The sequence below is a fragment of the Dyadobacter luticola genome (assembly GCF_005860805.1).
Classification (GTDB): Bacteria; Bacteroidota; Bacteroidia; order Cytophagales; family Spirosomataceae; genus Dyadobacter; species Dyadobacter luticola.
Genome location: NZ_VCEJ01000002.1, coordinates 928,796 through 951,417, shown reverse-complemented (window position 1 = coordinate 951,417; position 22,622 = coordinate 928,796). Strand labels below are relative to the sequence as shown.

Genomic DNA, 22,622 nt, shown 5'->3' with positions numbered 1-22,622 from the left:
TATGTTTTATTTTTGGGAAATACATTTTTACATTAATATTGTGCCGTTATAATAATTCGTCACCACTTTATCTAGTCCTATTATGTCAAAATCCAAGCTGGAATACATTTGGTTGGATGGCTACAAGCCGACCCAAAGTCTAAGGAGCAAAACCAAGATCGAAAACGATTTTAGTGGAAAACTGGAAGATTGCGCGCAGTGGTCGTTTGATGGTTCATCTACTGAGCAAGCACCGGGCGGTTCGTCTGACTGTTTGTTGAAACCTGTATACATTATTCCAGACCCACAGAGAAAAAATGGTTACCTCGTAATGTGTGAGGTTTTGAATGCTGACGGAACTCCTCACGAATCGAATGGCCGCGCGACCATCGAGGACGATGACAACGATTTCTGGTTTGGATTTGAACAAGAATACTTCCTTTGGGATAACGAGACTAACAAACCACTTGGCTTCCCTGCAAACGGCTATCCTGCACCACAAGGACCATATTATTGCTCAGTTGGCGCTGCCAACGCTTATGGTCGCGAGATCATCGAAGAACACCTTGACGTTTGCCTCGACGCAGGTCTGAATGTAGAAGGTATCAATGCAGAAGTTGCTGCTGGTCAGTGGGAATTCCAGATTTTCGCGAAAGGTGCGAAAGAAGCGGGTGACCAGATCTGGCTTGGCCGTTACCTGCTCGAAAGAATCGGTGAAAAATATGGCGTATCTATCAACTGGCACTGCAAGCCTCTGGGCGCGCTTGACTGGAATGGTAGCGGCATGCACGCAAACTTCTCAAATGGTATTTTGAGAACTGCCGGCAGCAAAGCTACTTTCGACGCAATTTGCGAAGCATTCCGTCCGGTTGTGAAAGAGCATATCGAAGTGTACGGTGCTGATAACCACCTGCGTTTGACTGGAAAGCACGAAACTGCTTCTATCCACGATTTCAGCTATGGCGTTTCTGACCGTGGTGCTTCTATCCGTATCCCGGTAATGGTTCCTCAAAAAGGATGGAGCGGATATCTGGAAGATCGTCGTCCAAACTCGGCCGCTGATCCTTACAAAGTTGCAGCCCGCATTATCAAAACTGTGAAATCTGCTGTCATCTGATCAGCGCACAGGATATAGCTTAAATAAAAAGACCACCTTTATCGGGTGGTCTTTTTGTTGTGATTCATTTCAAAAAGTTCTTTGAAAATCAGTCTTCGTCCTCGCTTCCTGTGAATGAATACAAGGTAGGATCGAGCTGCAAATTGCCCGCATTGAAAGCTTTGATAAATTCGTCAATCACCTTGTCCGTGATTTCTGTTTTGTTCAAACCTACTTCCAGACCGATTCCGTATTCAAAAGTTTCGTCCGTCTCCACGTGCTCGCGGACCTGGATTTCTTCATTTTCCTCAATCTCTTCGATAAATTCGGTCAGCAGCATTTCTGCTTCTTCTTCATCTTCAGCGCTGATGTTGTAATTGTCGGGGCGCTCGTCCTGCGAAATGTAATGTGGCATTTCCTTCTTGGTCCTTTCCAGCGCCTCGTCGTAAACCAATGTTGAATGATGCAGCCTGAGCGTGTAGATCAGCGCATCGTAGATCACTTCCGAATCTTTATATGTCCCAACAAACTGAACATGTGCATGTTCGTTGTTTTCTTCCTGTTCTTCAAATTCATCCTCGACATGGATAAAGTTTGTCCCCTCTTCCTTGCATTCGCTTTTGAGCTGGGCAATTTCTTCTGGATCAAATCCGGGATTCATAGTTTTAATCGATTGGTAATAAAATAGTTATTTAAAAATTATTCCAAAAATAACATTTCACGGTATTTTGCCAAAGGCCAGTCTTCATCATCGATCAACAATTCCAGTTTATCGACGTGGTAGCGTATCTCTTCAAAAAATCCTTTTACCTCCGAGCCGTAGTACTTTGCGCGTTCAAAAAGATCGTCAATGTTATTGGCTGTCTTACGTCCCTCGGTCATTTCGCCTACCAGCTTCTTAATCACCACAATGTGCGACGAAATGTCCCTGATAATTTCCTTGATCGGCTCGGCCTCGGCCAGCATTTCCAGGTCGGTCAGCGAGCGGGCAGTTTGTGCCAGTTTGAATTGGTATTTCACCACCGTCGAAACAATGTGATTCAACGCCAGGTCGCCGATTACGCGGGATTCGATCTGTAATTTCTTCACATAATTTTCCAGCTCGATCTCATAGCGCGCATGCAGCTCGCGGGAGGTCAGCACACCGATTTTTTCAAAAACAGAAATCGTTTTCTCTGTTTTATAAGCGTATAACGCATCGTACGTATTTCGAATGTTGGTCAAACCACGCTGCTTCGCTTCCTCGATCCACTCGTCGGAATAACCATTTCCTTCAAACAGAATGTCTTTTGACTCCGTAAAGTACCTTTTCAAAATCTCCACCGTTGCCACTTTTTTCTCCTCACCGCTGGCCAGTCTTTCGTCCATTTCTCTTTTGAATTCCAAAAGCTGATTGGCTACAATCGTATTCAGGACGATCATCGGCGAAGCACTATTTTGCGAACTTCCTACCGCACGGTATTCAAATTTATTTCCTGTAAAACAAAACGGGGAAGTCCGGTTACGATCGGTATTGTCGCGCTGCAAGTTTGGAATGCGGGTTAATCCTAATTTATAGTAGAAGTTCTCCCCTTTTTCCAAAGTGATTTCACCTTTGTTGACCAGCTCTTCCAGCATTTTCGTCAATTCATTTCCAAGAAAAACAGAGACGATGGACGGCGGGGCCTCATTTGCGCCTAGTCTGTGTTCATTTCCGGCCGAGCAAATCGAGGCGCGCAAAAGATCCGCGTGATCGTGCACCGCTTTCACAACATTCATTAGAAATGTCAGAAAACGCAGGTTTTCTTTGGGTTTCGAAGTCGGTGCCAGCAGATTAATGCCGGTATCCGTCGATAGCGACCAGTTGTTATGCTTGCCGCTGCCATTGATTCCGGCAAAAGGTTTTTCATGAAATAAAACCTGGAAGTTATGACGGTCACCTACTTTTTGCATTAAATCCATCAATAATGCATTGTGGTCGATGGCCAGGTTGACCTCTTCAAAAGTCGGTGCACATTCAAACTGACCCGGCGCTACCTCATTATGCCGTGTGCGTACCGGGATACCCAGTTTTAGTGCTTCAAATTCAAAATCCACCATAAATGCATTCACCCTCGGCGAGATTGACCCGAAATAATGATCGTCGAGCTGCTGGCCGCGCGCCGGGCTGTGGCCGAAAACCGTTCTTCCAGCCATCAGAAGGTCCGGTCTGGCGTAGTACAATGCTTTGTCGACCAGAAAATATTCCTGCTCGATACCCAATGTTGGCGTGACTTTGCCGACGTCCCGGTTGAAAAACTGGCACACGCCGGTCGCCGCTTTATCCAGCATCACCAGCGAGCGGAGCAGCGGCGCCTTGTAATCCAGCGCCTCTCCGGTATACGAAATGAAAACGGAAGGGATACACAATGTTTTGCCGCCTCCCCCATTGTCCATCAAAAATGCGGGCGAGCTCGGGTCCCAGCCGGTATATCCCCGTGCCTCGAATGTAGCACGTAAACCGCCGCTTGGAAACGAGGAAGCATCCGGCTCCTGCTGGACCAGCGCGCTGCCTTTGAATTTTTCGACGGCCCGGCCGTCTATCGTTAAATCGAAAAATGAATCGTGTTTTTCGGCAGTAGAGCCGGTGAGCGGCTGAAACCAGTGCGTATAATGTGTGGCGCCTTTCGAGATCGCCCACGATTTCATCGCAGCGGAAACTTCGTCGGCCACTTCGCGATCGATCGTTGATCCGGAGCGGATCGCATTGGAAATCTTTCCGTAGGCTTCTGCGGAAAGCAGGGTTTTCATCACATCGTCACTAAAAGTATTGCTTCCATAAAGGTCTGCAACTTTCTCTGTGGGAGGGGCTATCGTGGGGGAAATACGGCCCTGCGCAATTTCAAAGGCCTTCGAGCGAAACGTCATTATTTATTCATTTATATTAATTCTCCTCAAAATTATTTATTTAAACATAGCAACCGCAAAACGCGTATACATTTTCACGAATAGTCTGTCAACTAAACAAAGGTTAGCGCATTTTTCGGAACTTTGCAGATTCGAGACCGACACCAATGCGTAAAAGAATAGAATTTGCCGTCTTATACGGGCTTATCTGGGTTGTGATTTTCCAGTTTTACCGGATCATTTTTCTCGCCTATCATTATAAAAAGGCGCTGGAACTCCCCTCTTCACTTTGGGTACAAAGTGCCTGGCATGGCTTGCAGATGGACATTTCCTTTGCAGCTTACATTCTCGTCATCCCCACACTGCTCCTTATTTTTTCCGCCAGAAAATGGAATTGGTACCGGACGACGCTCACCATATATAGTATGATCATTTCCACATTGATCAATGTGCTGGTGGTGGTCGACCTGGAACTCTTCCGCGCCTGGGGCTTTCGGATTGACGGAACTTCGTTACATTACCTCGAAACACCGGTTGAAGCCTGGGCATCGATGGGCGCGGCGCCGGTTTTTCCGCTGCTGCTTTTGCTGGCACTTCTTATTTTTCTTATTTCAAAAATCCTGGTGACGCTGGTCAGAAAACTCGTCGCCTCATTCACATTATCCTCGTACATTTTCACTGCACCGATTTTTCTGGCACTGACCGGAAGTCTTATCATTCCCATCCGCGGCGGTTTGCAGCTGGCGCCGATGAATGAAAGCGCTGTTTTTTTTAGTGATAAAAGTTTTGCGAACTACGCGGCGGTGAATGTTCCCTGGAATTACATGAGCTCGCTGATCAATGCTACGTATTCTCAAAACAACCCTTTTAAGTATTTCCCTGAAGAGGAAGTGGAGAAAACGATCGCCCCACTTTACCAGAATGATAGCCCTACCATTCAAATGATCGACAGCGCGAAAAAGTTGAATGTGGTCGTAATTATCTGGGAAAGTTTTACGGCGAAAGTTGTGGGTAGTATGGGTGGTGTCAAAGGCATTACGCCTGAATTTGACAAGCTGGCGCAGGAAGGGATTTTGTTTGCCAAAATGTATGCGACCGGCAACCGGAGCGACAAAGGGATGGTTGGCATTCTTAGTGGATATCCTGCCCAGCCTACCCAATCCATTATCAAGATCCCGAAAAAGACGATGTCGCTGCCTTCCCTGCCGAAGGAATTTCACAAGGCTGGCTGGTACACTTCCTTTTATTATGGTGGGGAAACTGAATTTGCGAACATGAAATCATACTTCCTGCAACAGGATTTTGACAGGATTGTTGACAAAAATGATTTTGATGAAAAGGATATGAACTCCAAATGGGGCGCGCATGACCACATTGTTTTGAACAAACTGCTTACTGATCTTGACAATCAAAAACAGCCTTTTTTCACTACACTTTTTACATTAAGCAGCCACGAGCCTTTTGAAGTACCGGTAAAAACGGTGATCTCAGGCAACGATCCCGAAAATTTGTTTTTAAATGCACATCATTATACCGATGCTTCAATCGGGGATTTTATAAAAAAGGCAAAAACAAAATCCTGGTGGGCGAATACATTAGTGATAATTCTGGCAGATCATGGACATCCTCTGCCGGAGACTGACAAATCAAAGCCAGCCGAATTTCATATTCCGATGCTTTGGCTCGGCGGCGCAATCCATAATAAAAAACTGAAAATCGATTCACTATGCTCACAAACCGATCTGGCGGCGACATTATTGGATCAAATGCATTTGCCCTCGAAGAATTTTGTGTGGAGTAATGCTATTTTTAAAATCGGCCGAAAACCGTTTGCCTATTTTGCTTTTAATAATGGGCTGGGCTGGATGAAACCAAACGGTTTCCTGATTAGGGACAACATTGGCGGAAACATTACCGAAAAGGCCGGTGTTACCAATGCGGAAGATGAGAAACTGGGAAAAGCTTACCTGCAAGCTTCGTTCACAGAATATTTAAAGCGTTGAGTATAAAAGATGTAATTTTGCAGGATATTCAAAATCAATGAAAAAAGTCGCGTTTTATACCCTGGGCTGCAAGCTGAACTACTCCGAAAGCTCGTCGATCGGGCGGATGTTCGCGCAGAAAGGCCATACCAAAGTGGAGTTCAACGAAAATCCGGACATATTTATCATTAATACCTGCTCGGTGACGGAGAATGCGGATAAGAAATGCCGCAAGATTGTCCGCGAGGCGCAAAAAATTAATCCGGACGGTTATGTAGCGATCATCGGTTGCTATGCACAGTTAAAACCAAAGGAAATTTCGGAGATACCTGGTGTGGATGTGGTATTAGGCGCGGCTGAGAAATTCAGGCTGGCGGATTTGATCGATACCTTTGAAAAAACAACCAGCGGCCAACCTGCACACGTAATCGCCTCCCACATCGACCAGGCGATCGAATACCATACTTCTTACTCACTGAACGACCGCACGCGTACATTCCTGAAAGTCCAGGACGGCTGCGATTATCCCTGCGCCTACTGCACGATTCCGCTCGCCCGCGGCAAAAGCCGGTCGGATACCATTGAAAATGTGGTGAAAGCCGCCCGCGAAATCGCTGCCAGAGATGTGAAGGAAATCGTATTGACGGGTGTCAACATTGGTGATTTTGGTTTACAAAACGGAGAAAGAAAAGAGACATTCCTCGAATTAATCCAGGCCCTGGACGAAGTGGAAGGCATCGAGCGTTTCAGGATTTCTTCGATCGAACCGAATCTGTTAACCGACGAGATCATCACATTCGTTGCGCAGTCAAAAAGATTTGCCCCGCATTTTCATATTCCGCTGCAATCGGGTTCTAACAAGATTCTCGGATTGATGAAAAGGCGCTATAAAAGAGAATTGTATGTAGAGCGCGTCGTGAGAATCAAGGAATTGATGCCCGACTGTTGCATCGGCGTAGACGTAATCGTCGGCCACCCCGGGGAAACCCAGGAGCATTTTGAAGAAACCTATCAGTTTTTAAATGAGCTGGATGTTTCTTACCTGCACGTTTTTACTTATTCAGAAAGAGAAAACACAGCAGCGCTCGCGATCCGGCCGATTGTACCGAAAAATTTAAGAGCAGAAAGGTCAAAAATGCTGCACATTCTTTCAGAAAAGAAGAAACGGTTTTTCTACGAAACACAAATCGGGAAAACCGGGAAGGTGCTTTTTGAAGATGAAATTCAGGACGGACAAATGCTGGGCTTCACAGAAAATTACGTCCGGGTAGCTGTGAAATACGACCCGCTGCTCATTAACGAAACCAAAGAGGTGCGCTACGATTATATCAATACAGAATCTTTGATGGAAGTTTCTGAGATCCATGAAGAAATTCTAGCACATTAAAAGCCCATCTTTTACCGTCGGCTTAAGCCGACGGCAAGTAAAAGAAAAAGCCCGGGACAAGCCCGGGCTTTTCTGCTATACAACGTTGAGTAAATTATGCCTCTACAAGGAACTCGTCGTGCTGGCTAACATCCAGACCAGCTGCTTCATCTGCCTCAGTTACACGAAGTGGCAGGATCAGGTCAACAATTTTCAAAAGCAGGAATGAACCGGCAAAAGCGAATACCGACACACCTACCAGCGCAATCACGTGGTTGATGAACAATTTGGTTTCGCCGAATGCAAGTCCCTGGTCAACTACCAGTGAGTTAACACCGCTTGTTGCGAAGATACCGGTCATCAACATACCAACCATACCGCCTACACCGTGGCAAGGAAATACGTCCAATGTATCGTCCAATGTGGAACGTGTACGCAAATGTGCTACGTAGTTAGAGATGATCGCAGCCACCGTACCGATGAAGATCGAAGCAGGAACTGTTACGAAACCAGCCGCTGGCGTGATTGCCACAAGACCCACAACCGCACCAATACAGAATCCAAGCGCAGATACTTTTTTACCTTTCGCAGCGTCGAAAAGAACCCAGCCAAGACCGGCAGCACCAGCAGCCGTGTTGGTAGTAGCGAAGGCAGATACAGCCAGAGGACCAGCAACAAGCGCAGAACCCGCGTTAAATCCAAACCATCCGAACCAAAGCAGACCAGTTCCCAAAAGAACGAAAGGAATGTTTGCAGGTGGCAATACATGGTCTTCCATCAAAGACTTACGTCTTTTCAGGTAAAGCGCACCAGCCAAAGCAGCCCAGCCGGCAGACATGTGCACTACGGTTCCACCAGCGAAGTCAAGTACACCCATTTTGAACAGGATACCTTCCGCATGCCAGGTCATGTGGCAAAGCGGCGCGTAGATGAAAATACAGAACAGGATGATAAACAGTACGTAAGAACGGAAATTCACACGCTCAGCCATAGAACCGGTTACAAGTGCAGGTGTAATTACCGCAAACTTCATCTGGAACATAGCGAATAGCGCGAAAGGAATTGTTCCCCAAACCGGACCGTCCAACACGCCTTTAAACATAAAGTGCGTCGTAGGGTTTCCGATGAACCCGCCGATATCGTCACCAAATGCAAGACTAAAACCAACAACAACCCACAACACGCTGATTACGCCCATCGCGATGAAGCTTTGAAGCATTGTGGAGATTACATTTTTGTTGTTTACCATTCCTCCGTAGAAATAAGCAAGTCCGGGAGTCATCAATAAAACCAGCGCGGCAGAAACTAGCATCCACGCAGTGTCTCCCGAATTAACGCCTTCGGTGACAATTTGCGTCGGAACATTGGGCACGAAGGCACCGAGGATGGCGATTACCAGCAGGATAATCAGCGGGATGAAATTACCTTTTTTCATTGTTGTTAATTGTTATTAAAAGTAGATTAAGAAGGTATAATTAAGATAGTTAGAATTTGTAAATAAATGCAAGTCCGAATGTAGTCTGGCTGTTTTTAGTCCAGTTACCATCTGAATCCTGGAACTGCTGCTCCTCAGATGCACCTGAAAGTTTAGGATAAGCATCCAGGCGGAATTCCGGTTTCACCAGGATATGTCCGTCGGCCAGGCTGATGTTACCAGTCAATGTTACTGAGTTCACCTTTGTACCCATTCCACTGCGGGTCAGTAAGCTACGTACACCATTATCATTATTGAAGTATTCGTAACGTGCGCCGATTCCGAAGTTGTCTGTGATCGCCGTGTTGGCATATACAGCAAATCCACCCCAGGTTTGCGTATCGATCGGGCCGCCAAAACCTTGATAATCTCCTTTCTGACTTCCGTACGCAGCATTCAAACCAAGCAGGAATTTCTCGGTAATCTGAAAGCTGGTGGTCAAATCAAATACCTGGTAGAAACCGTCTGGCTGTTTTCCAAGGCTGTCTGTATTCGCTTCATTACTTCCAATGTAGTTCAGATAAACATTCCAGTTCTCAACCGGCTTGAAGTACAATTGGCTGATGATACCTTTTGCGCGGTTGTTATCGCCCAGTCCATCCACATTGTTCACAACACCCACCATCAAAGAAGCCCTGTCAGAAAAAGCGTAAGTCGCTTTCAAACCGGCGTGGTAAAAAGGTCCGTTGTTAAAAAGATTGGAAAGTGAGTAGTTAAAGTTGGCCGGAGCATCGATCACCTCGTAACCAATATGTGTCCCGAACTGACCTGCGGTCATCGAGAATTTGTCTGTGAATTTGTAAGTAAAATAAGCCTGCTTGATAGCGAGTGCTGTGTTGAACAAGGAGTTACCGTAGTTACCCAGGTTGGCATTCGGACCAAATGTCAGGTCTACGACAGCTTCTGATTTATCGTTTGTGTAAACGACTTTAGTTTGGACCAAACCCAAAGAAAACTGGCCTGAACGCTGATCAAAAACACGTGCATTGGTAGCACCCATGTTTGAGCGTGATGCCGGCTTGTTGAAGTTGGCCATGTAATAAGAATCGAGGTAACCGGAAAAGGCAAATGTACCTCTCGCTTCCTCTTCCACTTCTGCAACCACTATTGTATCTGCCTTTACCGCTTTCTTCTCCTCACCGGACTTCGCAAAACCCAAAAACGGAACCATCAAAGATAATACTGTACAATAGACTTTTTTCATAATTATATTCTGTTTAAGTTAATACTACTCTCCGGCGATATTTATGGATCAAATATTATTCAAAAATTATATTTATCAAATATTCACAGCCCAATTTATCTGGAAAAATCCAATAATCATTTTTTTGTGCTCTTTTTTATTGTTTTTGAAACATAAAAATGCGGTTTTAGCAGTTTTCTACAAAAAATTTATATTCTGTGATACCTACTATACACAGAATTTTCTAAACTTTTGACGATTCTACTTATTAAGAAATTTTATTATTTAAATGACATTTCTAAAACGGGAGGGCACAAAAAAAACCCCGCAGTAAGCGGGGCTATGAAATCTTGTATGTCAGCTGGTGCTATTCTCCGTGCATCCAGGCCTTTTTAGCCAGCAATGTTTCTTCCTCCTCCTCATTATCCGGATCGGGAACGCAGCAATCTACCGGGCAAACCGCGGCACATTGTGGTTCTTCGTGGAAGCCTACGCACTCGGTACACTTATCACTTACTATGTAGTAAAATTCATCTGAAACAGGGGTTTGCTTTTCCTTGCCGCTCACGACAGTTCCATCGCCAAAATCCACATCGTCCAAACTAGTCCCGTCGCCCCAGGTCCACTCAACTCCGCCTTCATAAATTGCTGTGTTGGGGCACTCTGGCTCGCACGCCCCACAATTTATGCATTCATCGGTTATCATTATAGCCATAGTCGCCGGATTGTTTATATTTGTTGCTATTTCTTATGATTAAGGTAACAAATATAACTATTTATAGTTTCCCAACAATCAGAAAAATAAATACGGCGGTGGCCATTTAACTTTTTAGAGTTCATTAGAATGTTGTCAAGAGCGCAGAGGGTCCAGGCATTTATCCAGCTTGGGGATTTTATTAACAATGCTGAAAATGAGGAGATCATCTACGAGTGGGCCGCCCTCGCCAACAGCCGGAACAACTGGTTTACGACCGTCAATGTGCTCAAATCCCTTCGCGCCATCGCCAGTCAATTTCTGAATGCCAAAAATCTGGAAGCGTGGGTCGGTTCGTATCCTGAGATACACAATGCTAAAAAAGTAGGTGTCGTGATGGCGGGTAACATTCCGGCCGTCGGGTTTCATGACGCGATGAGTGTGCTCATCAGTGGACACAACCTCCTCGCCAAACCCAGTTCCGAAGATACCGTGCCTATTTCTGCACTTTTGAATGAGCTCACCGAAATCGAGCCGGGATTTAAAACTGCAATTCAGTTTGCCGACCGGCTCAATGAAGCAGATGCGTACATTGCCACCGGAAGCGACAATACTGCCCGTTATTTTCATTATTATTTTGGTAAAAAACCGAATATCATCCGCAAAAACCGGACTTCGGTAGCCGTGCTCACCGGGGACGAAACCCACGCAGAACTGGAAGCGCTGGGCCGGGATGTACTTCAATATTTTGGACTGGGCTGCCGCAATGTGTCCAAGCTTTTTGTACCGGCCGGATATGATTTTACCAAGTTTTACGACTTGCTGCAATACGTAGAAAACGACTACCTGCACCACCATAAATACTTCAATAACTACGAGTACAACAGGTCGGTATTTCTGGTCAACCGTGAGCCGCATCTCGACAACGGTTTCCTGATGATCCGCGAAAATGAAGCGCTGGTATCCCCTATTTCCGTGCTGCATACCGGTACTTATCAGCACATTGACGAGCTTAAAACCGAGCTTTCGGGATTGCGTGAAAAGATTCAATGCATCGTGGCGCGCCCGGACACGGGCTTTGAAAATTCAGTTGATTTCGGGGGATCGCAGACGCCCGGATTGTTTGATTACGCGGACAATGTAGACACGATGCAGTTTCTTGCGGAATTGGAGTAAATCGCCAATCATTTCCTGGAAACCCACTTTAAAAATGCCGGAAGTACCTTTGCCCAGGTTTCTGTATTGTGCCGGCCGTCTATCACTTCTGTATAAAAAACTTCTTTGTTCCAGGCATAACCCTTCTTTTCCAGCTCGGCCATACATTCCAATGTATCCTGGATAGAATCGATCACACCATCCCCATCGCGGTCATCATACTCGTCAAGCCCGCCGCATTGAAACCAGAAACGCAGATCAGGCTTCTGCGCTGAGTTCCTGATCTGCGCATGCATGATCCTATCAGAATCGTCATAACCTGCATCCAACGCTTTTTGCCGCCACCACAGCGAGCCGGAAAAGACGCCCACTTTTGCAAATATTTCGGGATGATGCCATGCCATATCCAGCGCCATTAACCCGCCAAGAGAAAATCCGGCATAAGTAATGTTGTGATTTTGAACGTCATAATGTTCTCTCAAATGCGGCAGTAGTTCCTGCAAAACAAAATCCGTAGTCGCTGCTGCCTTGTTTCCCCGCCCGGCGTAATCAGCCTGGGAAGCAGTACCATATTCATAGATCCGGTCGAAATTGGCATGAATGCCTACGATGACATGCGGCACTATCAGCTGCTCCGATTGAAGAAATGTTAATGTATCAACCAGGTTCAGCGCTGGAAAATCCTGACCATCATTGAAAAGAATCAGCGGATAATTTTCTTCCAGATTATAACCCGCCGGCAGTACCACGGAAAGGGTAACTTCCCGGTCCAGATAGTGGGAAAAAATTGTTTTGGTATCCAAAAAAATGGCCGGTAAAGGCTGGCTCAAACTCACTTTCGGGGCGCTTTAACTGAAAATTAAACGCGCAAGTTATTAATTTGCTTACTATGAATTGTTTTGTATATTTCATTTATCAATCAAAAACGCGCTCCATTTGGAAGAGAAGCATATTAAATATTATTCTCACCATCTCGACCGGGATGTTGAGATGCTTGTCTACGGTAACTGGGGCTATCCCATTTTACTTTTTCCCACAACGCTAGGAAGGTACTACCAGGCGAAAGACATGGGCCTCATCGATTCGGTGAAAGGACTGGTGGAGTCAGGAAAATATAAGATTTATTGCGTGGATTCCATCGATGCCGAATCCTGGTACGCCAAGCACCTGAACCCGCAGTACCGCGTCCTCAATCACATTCAATACGATAAATTCCTGAACAACGAGCTGGTACCTTATATCAGGCAGGAATGTCATGTTGGAAAAATCGGCGTGGCGGGATGTAGCTTTGGCGGGTTTCATGCGGCCAATTTTGCTTTCAGGCACCCGGAGCAAGTCGCTTACCTGGTGAGTATGAGCGGCGCGTTCGACATCCGCACTTTCACCGACGGCTTTTACGACGATACGGTTTATTTCAACAATCCCGTCGATTACATGCCCAACGAGCAGGGCTGGCGGTTTGGTCACATGAAGATCGTCCTCGGCACTTCCGAGTGGGATATCTGCCGGGACAGCAATGTTAAATTATCCAACATTTTGAATAACAAGGGAATCGACCACTGGCTCGACATCCGCGGCTGGGAAAAACACGATTGGCCGCTATGGAACAAGATGTTTCCGGATTACCTTTCCCGCATTCTTTAAATTAAAAACAAAACGAAAAACCTTGATATGAAAAAGATTGGAATTTTGTACGGAATGGAAAACACCTTCCCGAATGCATTCATCGAACGAGTTAACAGCAAAGGCGAGGAAGGTATCATTGCCGAAGCCGTATCCATAGACAAGGTAGTGCAGGCCAGTCCCACAGAATATGCCGTAATCATCGACCGCATTTCGCAGGACGTGCCATTTTACAGGGCTTATCTAAAAAACGCTGCGCTTTCAGGGACTGCGGTGATCAATAATCCTTTCTGGTGGAGTGCGGATGAAAAGTTTTTCAATAATGCCTTAGCAGAAAAGATCGGCGTGCCTGTGCCTAAAACAGTGCTTTTACCTTCCAAAGAACGTCCCGAAAATACATCGGAAACTTCCTTTCGTAACCTCGCATTCCCGATGGCTTGGGAAGAAATTTTCCAATATGTCGGCTTCCCGGCTTATATGAAACCGCACGATGGCGGCGGATGGAAGAGTGTTTACAAAGTGGTAAACCCGCAGGATATGTGGTACAAACACGAAGAAACCGGCCAGCTGGTGATGATGCTGCAAGAGGAAATCGAATTTACCGATTATGTGCGTTGCTACTGCATTGGTCTGAAGGACGTGCTCATTATGCCTTACGAACCAAGAAATCCGCATCATTTAAGATATGCGTCCGAATTGAAAGCGACCGGCGAAGAACGGGAAAAGCTTTTGGAAACCATAAAAGATTATACATTAAAGCTCAATGTTGCGCTGGGCTACGATTTCAACACCGTAGAATTTGCCGTGCGCGACGGTATCCCCATCGCCATCGATTTTTGCAACCCTGCGCCGGATGCGGACATTTATTCGGTAGGGCGCGACAACTTTGAGTGGGTGGTGGAAGCAGCCGCGAATATGGCGATCGAACGTGCGAAAAAGCAGGTTCCGGGACAGGTAAATCTTACCTGGGGTACATTCATCAATAATGCTGTGAATGCTCCGACTGCCGCGCTTCCGGTTTTGGAATCGGCGAAAGAGGTGAATGTTAAAAATGTGGTTGCGAAAAAAGCCGCAAGATTGGCCAAACCCAAAAGTGAAGAGCCGGTTTCCGAACCCGAGCCCGTGATACCTACCCAAAATGCTGCTGCCACGAAAGCGCCGGCTAAAAATTCCAAATTGAAAAAATCTTAATTTTCTGATTAACAGCTTATATGGCCACTTTCACACTGGGAATTGAGGAAGAATTTCAGACCATCGATCCGGTTACACGCAATCTACGCTCGCACATGTCCAAGCTTGTCGAGGACGGAAAAATTACCTTGCAGGAACGTGTAAAGGCGGAAATGCACCAGGCGGTGGTGGAAGTAGGTACCAATATTTGCCACAACATTCAGGAAGCACGGGAGGAAGTTTCCTATCTCCGGAAAATGATCCTCGATCTGGCCGAAAAACAGGATTTGCAGGTGGCGGCCGCCGGTACCCACCCTTTCGCCGACTGGGCCGACCAGCTCATCACCAACGATCCGCGGTACGACCAGATCATTGACGAAATGCGAGACGTAGCCCGGGGAAACCTCATTTTTGGATTGCACGTGCACGTCGGTATCGAAAACCGGAACGAGGGGATCCAGATCATGAATGCGGTCAGATATTTTTTGCCGCACATTTATGCATTGTCTACCAACTCGCCTTTCTGGTGTGGGCGAAATACCGGCTTTAAATCGTACAGGAGCAAGGTTTTTGACAAATTTCCAAGAACCGGCATTCCCGACTTCTTTTCCAGCGCGTCGGAATATGACGAGTATGTGGAATTACTGATCAAAACTAAATGTATTGATAATGGTAAAAAGATCTGGTGGGACATCCGCGTGCATCCATTTTTTAACACGATAGAGTTCCGGATGTGCGACGTGCCGATGCGTACCGACGAGACGATTTGTCTCGCTGCGATCATGCAGGCATTGGTTGCGAAAATTTACCAGCTGCATCGTAAGAACCTGAATTTCAGGATTTATGATCGCATGTTGATCAATGAAAATAAATGGCGCGCTGCCCGCTACGGGATTCACGGTAAGCTCATTGACTTTGGTAAGCAGGAAGAAGTGGAGTACAAATTGCTGGTGGCCGAGCTGCTCGAATTTATAGACGACGTGGTGGATGAACTCGGCAGCAGAAAAGAAATCGACTACATCCATCAGATTTTGGAAATGGGAACCGGCGCAGACCGCCAGCTTGCTGTTTTCGAAGAAACCGGAAGTTTAAATGCGGTGGTCGACTACATTGTTCAGGAAACAAGGGTTGGCCTTTATTAAAAATTAAAAGCTGACAGTGAGCGCTGTTAGTTAACAAAAAATGACACCTGATATTAAACATTTCCGGATCGCGATTCTGGACATGTACGACGGCTTCGAAAACGAAGGAATGCGTTGTATTAAGAAAATCATCGCGCAATTTGCTGAAAGAGAGTCTATTCATGTTCACTACACGGTTTTTGATGTAAGACAAAAACTGGAAGTGCCGGGCATGGATTTCGACGCGTACCTATCCACTGGCGGCCCGGGAAATCCGTCTCCGGTCGGTGAAGCCTGGGAGAAAAAGTTTTTTGGCTTCCTCGATCAATTATTAGAATACAATAAAAAGCGCCAGAACCGGATCAAGAAGCATTTGTTCCTGATTTGTCACTCTTTTCAAATGGCCTGCCTGCATTGGGAACTGGCGGGTGTGAGCAAAAGGCGGAAAACTTCTTTCGGCACATTTCCGGTACACAAAACAAGTTTAGGACGAAAAGACCCGCTGCTGAATCCGCTGAATGATCCTTTCTGGATTGTCGACTCCCGTGATTTCCAGGTGATTCAGGCCAATCAGTATATAATGGAAAGTATGGGCGCAAAACTGCTTTGCCTTGAAAAAATCCGTCCGCACGTGCCGCTGGAAAGGGCAATCATGGCGATCCGTTTTTCGAATGAAATTATTGGTACGCAGTTTCACCCCGAGGCTGATTCGGAGGGAATGCTGCGGTATTTTTTGAGGGAGGACAAAAAAACCAGCATTATTGCTGCGCACGGTGAAGCCAAATACAATGATATGATCGCGCATTTGAATGATCCCGACAAAATTATGATGACGGAATCGGTGATTTTGCCCACATTCCTCAAAAACGCACTGGATAAAACTTTTCCCCTGGCCTATGCATAAGCAAGCCCGAGAAACATTCAACCGCTCGTTTACCGAAGAAAAATACGCGGCATTCGTCGCCTCTTTCGAAGATACGTTCCCGGGCCAGCTCGATTTTCGTGTTGCAGAAACGCCGGTTTTTGTCCCCAAAGCATTGAAAGAGAAAATCTTGCAGGCTTCTGATGAAATTATCGAAACGTTAGCTTCACCGGATTTCAAAGCAAAAACCGATCGTGCAGTTCCACAGGATCAAAATGTGCCGGGCGAGAATGCGCATACCTCTTTTTTAGCGATTGATTTTGCGATCTGTAAAGATGAAAACGGCAAACTGGTGCCGCAGTTGATTGAGTTACAAGGCTTTCCATCAATTTTCGGTTACCAGGCATTTTTGTCTGAGTCTTTTAGAAAATACTTTGACATTCAGGAAGGTTTCGAATATTTGCTGGGAGATAACTCCTACGATGAATATGTCCGTACTTTGAAAAACCTGATACTCGCGGGTGAAGATCCTGAGCAGGTAATCCTTCTCGAAATTTTTCCCGAGAAACAAAAAACGAGAATTGATTTCGCGGTAACTGAGAAAATGCTGGGTATCAAAGCGGTATGTTATACCAAGCTGATCCGCGAGGGCAGAAATTTATTTTACGAAAAAGACGGGCGAAAAATCCAGGTTAAAAGAATCTACAACCGCCTTATTTTCGACGATCTGCAAAGTTATCCCGACTTAAAAACAAGCTATCATTTCACAGATGATGTGAATGTGGCCTGGGTGGGCCATCCGAACTGGTTTTTCAGGATCAGCAAGTTTTCTATCCCATTTTTATCAAGCCCCTACATTCCCGAAACGCGGTTTGTAAGTGACTATAACGGAGATTTCCCGGCTGATTTAGAAAATTACGTCCTGAAACCACTTTTCTCTTTTGCCGGTTCGGGCGTAAACCTGCACATTACTAAGGCTGATTTGATATCCCTGCCCGATCCCGAAAATTACATTCTGCAAAAGAAAGTCGTCTACGAACCTGTGATCCAGGCGCCGGATGGGTTGGTGAAATGTGAGATCAGGATGATGTACGGCTGGAAGGACAACGCGCCAAAACCTGAGCTGCTGATCAGTTTAAGCAGATTAAGCCGGGGCGAAATGATCGGCGTCCGCTACAATAAAGATTTTACCTGGGTGGGCGGGAGCGCCGGATTTTTCGAAAAATAATCTGTCTCCCAGCATTTAGAACATTTAAAAAATAAGATACTTTCAAAAAGTATTAATAGTATATAATGTACATTACGCATCGTCAACATTTCTTTGATCATTTAGCACAAACTTCTGACTACCCGCTGGCTTTGGAAATAGAAAGAGCCGAGGGCGTTTACATGTATAGCCGGGAGGGAAAATCTTACATGGATTTGATCTCAGGTATTGCCGTCAGCAATGTGGGCCATCGACATCCAAAAGTGCTTTCGGCGATTCATGAACAGCTTGAAAAGCACATGCATTTGCTCGTTTACGGCGAATATGTGCAGGGAAGTCAGGTGCAGCTGGCAAAAGCTTTGACAGAAACATTACCCCTTAATATTGCCAACCCCTCTCCTTTCGGGCTGATCGATAATGTTTATTTTACCAATTCGGGCACCGAGGCGGTGGAAGGGGCGATGAAACTGGCGAAGAGATTTACCGGCAGAAGTGAGTTTATATCCTGCTACAATGCTTACCACGGCGCGAGTCAGGGCGCATTAAGTTTGGCAGGAGCTGAATTTTTTAAGCGAAACTTCCGCCCGCTGCTGCCAGGCATCCGGCACATTCAGCATAATTATTTACCTGATCTCGAATGCATTACTGAGGAGACAGCTGGCGTAGTAATTGAAATAATTGGCGGAGAGTCCGGAGTCAGGATCCCCACGGTTGAATATCTGATTGCCTTGCGGGAAAAATGTACGAAAGTTGGCGCGCTGCTGATCGTCGACGAAATCCAGACTGGCTTCGGGCGGACGGGAACATTCTGGGCATTCGAGCAATTTGACATTTATCCAGATGTCCTGCTCAGCGCCAAGGGTATGGGAGGCGGTATGCCGATCGGAGCATTTATGGCGTCGCGGGAGATTATGCAGGTTTTTAAAAACAATCCGATTTTAGGGCACATTACCACATTTGGCGGACATCCTGTAAGCTGCGCGTCGTCACTGGCAACATTGAATGTGATTCGGGATGAAAATCTGGCAGAGAATGCCAAAGCAAAAGGCAAGCTTTTCAAATCTTTGCTGGTTCACCCTGACATTCATGAAGTTAGAGGTAGCGGATTGATGCTGGCAGCCGAAATGCAATCTTTTGAAAAACTGAAACAAACCATCGACGCATGCATTGAAAAAGGTGTGGTGACGGATTGGTTTTTGTTTTGCGACAATGCCATGCGGATCGCTCCACCGCTGACGATCACGGAAGAAGAAATCCGGCAGGCTTGCGCGGTGATTATTGAAGTCTTGAATTCTGCGCCGACGATAAACAATGTTTGATATTTTTAAAAAATACCTGACCGACAAAATTACGCTGACGGAGGAAGAGTTGGCGTTGATTGCCTCTGTAAGCCATATCAAGCATCTCCGGAAAAGGCAGTATTTGCTACAGGAAGGCGATGTTTGGCAGCTACATGCGTTTGTTTGCAAAGGATTTCTACGGACGTATTCCGTCGATAACAAAGGCCAGGAACACATTATGACATTCGCGCCAGAATATCACTGGGCCGGTGACCGCAGCAGCTTAACCTCGGGGCTGCCTTCGAAATTCAACATTGAAGCGCTGGAAGAATCAGATATTTTATTGATCAAAAAGCAGGATTTTGAAATGTTGTGTACAGCTATCCCTGCATTCAACGATTTGATCAACAACATTTTGCAGCGAAGTTTCGTCGTGAACCAGGACCGGATTCACGCCAACATTACCTACACCGCGGAAGAAAAATACCAGGACTTTGTCTCCAAATTTCCCGCGATCGCCAACCGCGTCCCCCAGCACATGATCGCCTCCTACCTCGGCATTTCTCCCGAAACGCTCAGCAGAGTCAGAAAACCAGGTACTTCGAAATGAAACGTTGACAAATGTCAATGCCTTTTTCCAGCAAAAGTCAATGGATCGAGGGGCTTCTCGGCTGCAATTTTGCATCATTAAAACATAAAGATGATCGCAAAATGAAAAAGATAATTTTTGTAACAGGAACAAGTACAGGCTTCGGAAAACTGATAACCATCACATTGGCAGAAGCGGGCCACCAGGTAATCGCCGGGATGCGCGACATCGCCGGAAAAAATCAAAAAGTCGCCAGCGAGCTTGGCGCATTACCAAATGTGGATGTGGTAGAAATAGACATTACCAGCGACGAATCGGTTAAAAATGCTTTTGAAAAAACGCTTGAAACATACGGACACATTGATGTTCTGGTCAATAATGCGGGTGTTTCGGGATTTGGTCTGTTGGAGGCCTACTCGATTGATCAGGTAAAAGCGATGTTTGAAATCAACTTTTACGGCGTGCTGCGTACTTACCAGGCGGTGCTGCCGGCGATGCGTGAAGCGAAAAGTGGCCTGATTATCAATTTAACTTCCGGCGCTAGCGGCCACACATTGCCTTTTATGATCCCCTATCTGGCTTCCAAATTCGGCGTTGAGAGCATTACGGAAGGCTTACAGGACGAGTTGAAACCCTTCAACATTGAAAATGTGACGATCCAGCCGGGCGTGTATCCCACTGAAATGAACAATGGTAGCAAGGCTGGGATTTTGGCCGACAAACCCGAGATAGCCGCTCATTATGAACCGTTTGCGTCAGAAAAATTCAATGGTCTGGGTAAGGCGCTCTTTGGGAAAATGGAACAATTTGAAATGAACCCGCAAACGATTGCCGACGGTGTTTTGAAACTGGTGAACATGCCAGCCGGTACCCGTCCACTGCGGTTTCCACTCGACGCGGCGGCGGAAGGTACCGACCAGGAGTTTATCGATGCGCGCGCAACATTAAAAGCAAAGTGGCTGGAAAAATATAATTTCTAACTTTACAGAAATGCCTCCCAGGTCCGGGAGGCTAATCTTGTAATGCGATGGATTATTCAGTAAAAAATGAACATTTAAAAATAACAGTTGGTGAAACCGGCGCGGAATTAAGTCAGATCCAATCGGTGGTCACGGGGAAAGATTATCTCTGGGATGCTGATCCGGATGTCTGGGCCAGCCATGCGCCGGTGCTTTTTCCGGTTATCGGCGCGATTAAAAACGGCTTCGTTACTTATCAGGCGAAACAATATGCACTGCCGCGTCATGGTATTGTGCGAAACAATAAAAAAGTCAGGCTGGTCAACCAAACGGAAGACAGCCTGACTTTTGGCTTAAAATATGATGAAGAATCACTGGCGATTTATCCATTTCAATTCGAGTTTCTCATTATCTATAAGCTTGATGGAAACAAATTGATCGTCCACCACAAAGTGATTAATCATGGTGAAAACGAAATGCTTTTCTCCCTCGGCGGACATCCTGCATTCAAATGTCCGCTGCATGAAGGTGAAACGTATGAAGATTATTATCTGGAATTCGAAGCGGTTGAAAACGATTCGACCTGGCTTTTATCAAAAGACGGACTGGTAAAGAACGAAACGCGGGCCGTGCTGGAACATACCAATATTCTTCATTTGAATGAACATTTGTTTGATAACGACGCACTCATTTTCAAGCATTTAGTCTCAAAACAAGTAAGTCTGAGAAGCACAAAATCCGGCCAGGTCATCACCGTGCACTACGAAGATTTCCCATATCTGGGCATCTGGGCTAAGCCAGGCGGCCATTTTGTTTGCATCGAGCCCTGGCTTGGAATTGCAGATTCAGAAGAGTCAAATCAAAACTTTGAAGAGAAAGAAGGTATTTTGAAATTAGCACCTCACGCTAATTTCGAGGCAAGTTTTGTTATTGAGATTTATGAATGATAAATGAATTGTTGGCAGTGAATTATAGTTTCACTGCCAACAATTCATTACCCAATTTATGTAAGGCATTTTCTATTTTTTTTGCCTGAGCAGGACGTGGCTTCTTTATCCCCGAGGCATAATGATTTAAAAGCTTTTCATTAATACCGGTCAACTTTGCAATACCCGTCTGGCTGAAAATGCCCTTATAATATTGAAGAAAACTCCCTACGTCAAGCTTCCATTCAATTTCGTATTCTCCCTTCAATGCTGCTGGAATATTCTTACTATCGAATGTTTTGACTATTTCAATGCATTCTAAAACAGAGTTTTTAACTTCTTCTATCGTATTGCCGCCGCCGTATATTTTATTCACATTTTCGGCGTAAGCTCCGTAATGGTCTTTGCTTCGCCCGATGATGACTTTGATTGTTTTCATAACATTTTAATTAGTTCAATGCCATTTGTTTCGAAATCCTCTTTCGCAAAGGCTCATACATTTCCTGTGATCCGTGAAACGGTACTGTAACATTGACCCCATCCTTTGAATAGGTATAGTGACTACCACGAGTCCGGATACGTATCCAACCATTCCGCCGGATCAGGCGGTGAAACTCCGAATATTTCATTAGTTGTGTGAGTATAGTTGTTCTTATCAAAGGTATATAAAAATATACCTTCTGAAAAACTTCACCACAAAAAAAGCCCTGTAATCAGGGCTTTTGTCAATGTCAATTATTTAACGGCAAGAGCTATACAGTAGCTTCGATCTGCGCGTTTAGTTTATCTTCCAAAGTAGTTTTAGGAACAACGCCCACTACTTTATCAACTAATTGTCCTCCTTTGAAAATCATTAATGTCGGGATGCTGCGGATACCGAATTTGGCGGGAACCGAAGAATTCATATCCACATCCATTTTCCCAATCACGGCTTTTCCTTCATATTCACCAGCCAATTGCTCTACAACCGGTCCGATCATTTTACAAGGGCCACACCATTCTGCCCAAAAATCTACAAGTACCGGTTTATCGCCCTGGATCAGTTCCTCGAAGGTGCCATCGGTTATTTCAACTGCTTTTCCCATGTTAAA

General features: G+C 45.7%; 22 protein-coding genes. 13 read left to right on the top strand and 9 right to left on the bottom strand.

Annotated features, from left to right (window positions below):
• Positions 1–82 precede the first annotated feature (82 nt).
• Positions 83–1,096 (top strand): glutamine synthetase beta-grasp domain-containing protein, encoded by a 1,014-nt coding sequence (locus FEN17_RS04045; RefSeq protein ID WP_138364010.1) that lies wholly within the window; start codon positions 83–85, stop codon positions 1,094–1,096.
• An 88-nt stretch (positions 1,097–1,184) separates the two neighbouring features.
• Here the strand turns inward: FEN17_RS04045 and FEN17_RS04040 are convergent, their stop codons facing one another.
• Positions 1,185–1,736 (bottom strand): hypothetical protein, encoded by a 552-nt coding sequence (locus FEN17_RS04040; RefSeq protein ID WP_138364009.1) that lies wholly within the window; start codon positions 1,734–1,736, stop codon positions 1,185–1,187.
• Between the two features lie 38 nt (positions 1,737–1,774).
• Positions 1,775–3,961: a glutamine synthetase III family protein gene (locus tag FEN17_RS04035; protein WP_138364008.1), complete on the bottom strand. Its 2,187-nt coding sequence runs from the start codon at positions 3,959–3,961 to the stop codon at positions 1,775–1,777.
• 146 nt (positions 3,962–4,107) lie between these two features.
• Here FEN17_RS04035 and FEN17_RS04030 point away from each other — a divergent pair, with 146 nt between their 5' ends.
• Both FEN17_RS04030 and mtaB read left to right on the top strand, forming a co-directional pair.
• Positions 4,108–5,943: an LTA synthase family protein gene (locus tag FEN17_RS04030; protein WP_138364007.1), complete on the top strand. Its 1,836-nt coding sequence runs from the start codon at positions 4,108–4,110 to the stop codon at positions 5,941–5,943.
• A gap of 37 nt (positions 5,944–5,980) precedes the next feature.
• Positions 5,981–7,309, top strand: a complete 1,329-nt coding sequence (mtaB, locus tag FEN17_RS04025; RefSeq protein ID WP_138364006.1) for a tRNA (N(6)-L-threonylcarbamoyladenosine(37)-C(2))-methylthiotransferase MtaB — start codon at positions 5,981–5,983, stop codon at positions 7,307–7,309.
• Positions 7,310–7,403: 94 nt separating this feature from the next.
• Here the strand turns inward: mtaB and FEN17_RS04020 are convergent, their stop codons facing one another.
• The 3 genes from FEN17_RS04020 to FEN17_RS04010 all read right to left on the bottom strand — a co-directional run bounded on the left by FEN17_RS04020 (position 7,404) and on the right by FEN17_RS04010 (position 10,660).
• Positions 7,404–8,723 carry an ammonium transporter gene (locus FEN17_RS04020; protein ID WP_138364005.1) on the bottom strand — a complete coding sequence of 440 codons (1,320 nt, stop codon included), beginning with the start codon at positions 8,721–8,723 and terminating at the stop codon, positions 7,404–7,406.
• Positions 8,724–8,772: 49 nt separating this feature from the next.
• On the bottom strand, positions 8,773–9,966 hold the full coding sequence (locus FEN17_RS04015; RefSeq protein ID WP_229208680.1) for a porin: 1,194 nt from the start codon (positions 9,964–9,966) through the stop codon (positions 8,773–8,775).
• A gap of 346 nt (positions 9,967–10,312) precedes the next feature.
• Positions 10,313–10,660 (bottom strand): 4Fe-4S dicluster domain-containing protein, encoded by a 348-nt coding sequence (locus FEN17_RS04010; RefSeq protein WP_138364004.1) that lies wholly within the window; start codon positions 10,658–10,660, stop codon positions 10,313–10,315.
• A 129-nt stretch (positions 10,661–10,789) separates the two neighbouring features.
• Between FEN17_RS04010 and FEN17_RS04005 the strand changes: the two genes are divergently transcribed.
• Positions 10,790–11,815 (top strand): aldehyde dehydrogenase family protein, encoded by a 1,026-nt coding sequence (locus FEN17_RS04005; protein ID WP_171037834.1) that lies wholly within the window; start codon positions 10,790–10,792, stop codon positions 11,813–11,815.
• Positions 11,816–11,823: 8 nt separating this feature from the next.
• Here the strand turns inward: FEN17_RS04005 and FEN17_RS04000 are convergent, their stop codons facing one another.
• Positions 11,824–12,597 carry an alpha/beta hydrolase gene (locus tag FEN17_RS04000; protein ID WP_138364003.1) on the bottom strand — a complete coding sequence of 258 codons (774 nt, stop codon included), beginning with the start codon at positions 12,595–12,597 and terminating at the stop codon, positions 11,824–11,826.
• 133 nt (positions 12,598–12,730) lie between these two features.
• Between FEN17_RS04000 and FEN17_RS03995 the strand changes: the two genes are divergently transcribed.
• The 9 genes from FEN17_RS03995 (at position 12,731) to FEN17_RS03955 (ending at position 21,552) form a co-directional block, all read left to right on the top strand.
• Positions 12,731–13,438, top strand: a complete 708-nt coding sequence (locus tag FEN17_RS03995) for an esterase family protein (protein WP_138364002.1) — start codon at positions 12,731–12,733, stop codon at positions 13,436–13,438.
• A 27-nt stretch (positions 13,439–13,465) separates the two neighbouring features.
• Positions 13,466–14,608 carry an ATP-grasp domain-containing protein gene (locus FEN17_RS03990; protein WP_138364001.1) on the top strand — a complete coding sequence of 381 codons (1,143 nt, stop codon included), beginning with the start codon at positions 13,466–13,468 and terminating at the stop codon, positions 14,606–14,608.
• Positions 14,609–14,628: 20 nt separating this feature from the next.
• Positions 14,629–15,729 carry a carboxylate-amine ligase gene (locus FEN17_RS03985; protein ID WP_138364000.1) on the top strand — a complete coding sequence of 367 codons (1,101 nt, stop codon included), beginning with the start codon at positions 14,629–14,631 and terminating at the stop codon, positions 15,727–15,729.
• Positions 15,730–15,769: 40 nt separating this feature from the next.
• Positions 15,770–16,612, top strand: coding sequence for a type 1 glutamine amidotransferase (locus tag FEN17_RS03980; RefSeq protein WP_138363999.1), 843 nt, complete (start codon positions 15,770–15,772; stop codon positions 16,610–16,612).
• Positions 16,605–17,798, top strand: a complete 1,194-nt coding sequence (locus tag FEN17_RS03975) for a hypothetical protein (protein WP_138363998.1) — start codon at positions 16,605–16,607, stop codon at positions 17,796–17,798. Before FEN17_RS03980 ends, FEN17_RS03975 begins: the two co-directional genes overlap by 8 nt.
• 65 nt (positions 17,799–17,863) lie before the next feature.
• Positions 17,864–19,096, top strand: a complete 1,233-nt coding sequence (locus FEN17_RS03970; protein ID WP_138363997.1) for an aspartate aminotransferase family protein — start codon at positions 17,864–17,866, stop codon at positions 19,094–19,096.
• Positions 19,089–19,667, top strand: a complete 579-nt coding sequence (locus tag FEN17_RS03965) for a Crp/Fnr family transcriptional regulator (RefSeq protein WP_138363996.1) — start codon at positions 19,089–19,091, stop codon at positions 19,665–19,667. Before FEN17_RS03970 ends, FEN17_RS03965 begins: the two co-directional genes overlap by 8 nt.
• 101 nt (positions 19,668–19,768) lie before the next feature.
• Complete coding sequence (locus tag FEN17_RS03960; protein ID WP_138363995.1) at positions 19,769–20,626, top strand: SDR family oxidoreductase; 858 nt, start codon at positions 19,769–19,771, stop codon at positions 20,624–20,626.
• A 47-nt stretch (positions 20,627–20,673) separates the two neighbouring features.
• On the top strand, positions 20,674–21,552 hold the full coding sequence (locus tag FEN17_RS03955) for an aldose 1-epimerase family protein (protein ID WP_138363994.1): 879 nt from the start codon (positions 20,674–20,676) through the stop codon (positions 21,550–21,552).
• Positions 21,553–21,574: 22 nt separating this feature from the next.
• Here the strand turns inward: FEN17_RS03955 and FEN17_RS03950 are convergent, their stop codons facing one another.
• The 3 genes from FEN17_RS03950 to trxA all read right to left on the bottom strand — a co-directional run bounded on the left by FEN17_RS03950 (position 21,575) and on the right by trxA (position 22,616).
• A complete protein-coding gene (locus FEN17_RS03950) occupies positions 21,575–21,970 on the bottom strand; it encodes a helix-turn-helix domain-containing protein (RefSeq protein WP_138363993.1) in 396 nt (131 codons plus the stop codon).
• A 10-nt stretch (positions 21,971–21,980) separates the two neighbouring features.
• Positions 21,981–22,160 carry a type II toxin-antitoxin system HicA family toxin gene (locus FEN17_RS27955; protein WP_138363992.1) on the bottom strand — a complete coding sequence of 60 codons (180 nt, stop codon included), beginning with the start codon at positions 22,158–22,160 and terminating at the stop codon, positions 21,981–21,983.
• 123 nt (positions 22,161–22,283) lie between these two features.
• A complete protein-coding gene (trxA, locus tag FEN17_RS03940; protein ID WP_138363991.1) occupies positions 22,284–22,616 on the bottom strand; it encodes a thioredoxin in 333 nt (110 codons plus the stop codon).
• Positions 22,617–22,622 lie beyond the last annotated feature (6 nt).

Coding starts and splice junctions, on each gene's coding strand:
- FEN17_RS03950 (WP_138363993.1), bottom strand. CDS start 21,970: ATGAAAACAATCAAAGTCATCATCGGGCGAAGCAAAGACCATTACGGA.
- FEN17_RS04020 (WP_138364005.1), bottom strand. CDS start 8,723: ATGAAAAAAGGTAATTTCATCCCGCTGATTATCCTGCTGGTAATCGCC.
- FEN17_RS03980 (WP_138363999.1), top strand. CDS start 15,770: ATGACACCTGATATTAAACATTTCCGGATCGCGATTCTGGACATGTAC.
- mtaB (WP_138364006.1), top strand. CDS start 5,981: ATGAAAAAAGTCGCGTTTTATACCCTGGGCTGCAAGCTGAACTACTCC.
- FEN17_RS03965 (WP_138363996.1), top strand. CDS start 19,089: ATGTTTGATATTTTTAAAAAATACCTGACCGACAAAATTACGCTGACG.
- trxA (WP_138363991.1), bottom strand. CDS start 22,616: ATGGGAAAAGCAGTTGAAATAACCGATGGCACCTTCGAGGAACTGATC.
- FEN17_RS03985 (WP_138364000.1), top strand. CDS start 14,629: ATGGCCACTTTCACACTGGGAATTGAGGAAGAATTTCAGACCATCGAT.
- FEN17_RS04040 (WP_138364009.1), bottom strand. CDS start 1,736: ATGAATCCCGGATTTGATCCAGAAGAAATTGCCCAGCTCAAAAGCGAA.
- FEN17_RS03970 (WP_138363997.1), top strand. CDS start 17,864: ATGTACATTACGCATCGTCAACATTTCTTTGATCATTTAGCACAAACT.
- FEN17_RS27955 (WP_138363992.1), bottom strand. CDS start 22,160: ATGAAATATTCGGAGTTTCACCGCCTGATCCGGCGGAATGGTTGGATA.
- FEN17_RS04005 (WP_171037834.1), top strand. CDS start 10,790: ATGTTGTCAAGAGCGCAGAGGGTCCAGGCATTTATCCAGCTTGGGGAT.
- FEN17_RS03960 (WP_138363995.1), top strand. CDS start 19,769: ATGAAAAAGATAATTTTTGTAACAGGAACAAGTACAGGCTTCGGAAAA.
- FEN17_RS04030 (WP_138364007.1), top strand. CDS start 4,108: ATGCGTAAAAGAATAGAATTTGCCGTCTTATACGGGCTTATCTGGGTT.
- FEN17_RS03955 (WP_138363994.1), top strand. CDS start 20,674: ATGGATTATTCAGTAAAAAATGAACATTTAAAAATAACAGTTGGTGAA.
- FEN17_RS03975 (WP_138363998.1), top strand. CDS start 16,605: ATGCATAAGCAAGCCCGAGAAACATTCAACCGCTCGTTTACCGAAGAA.
- FEN17_RS04045 (WP_138364010.1), top strand. CDS start 83: ATGTCAAAATCCAAGCTGGAATACATTTGGTTGGATGGCTACAAGCCG.
- FEN17_RS04010 (WP_138364004.1), bottom strand. CDS start 10,660: ATGGCTATAATGATAACCGATGAATGCATAAATTGTGGGGCGTGCGAG.
- FEN17_RS04035 (WP_138364008.1), bottom strand. CDS start 3,961: ATGACGTTTCGCTCGAAGGCCTTTGAAATTGCGCAGGGCCGTATTTCC.
- FEN17_RS03990 (WP_138364001.1), top strand. CDS start 13,466: ATGAAAAAGATTGGAATTTTGTACGGAATGGAAAACACCTTCCCGAAT.
- FEN17_RS04015 (WP_229208680.1), bottom strand. CDS start 9,966: ATGAAAAAAGTCTATTGTACAGTATTATCTTTGATGGTTCCGTTTTTG.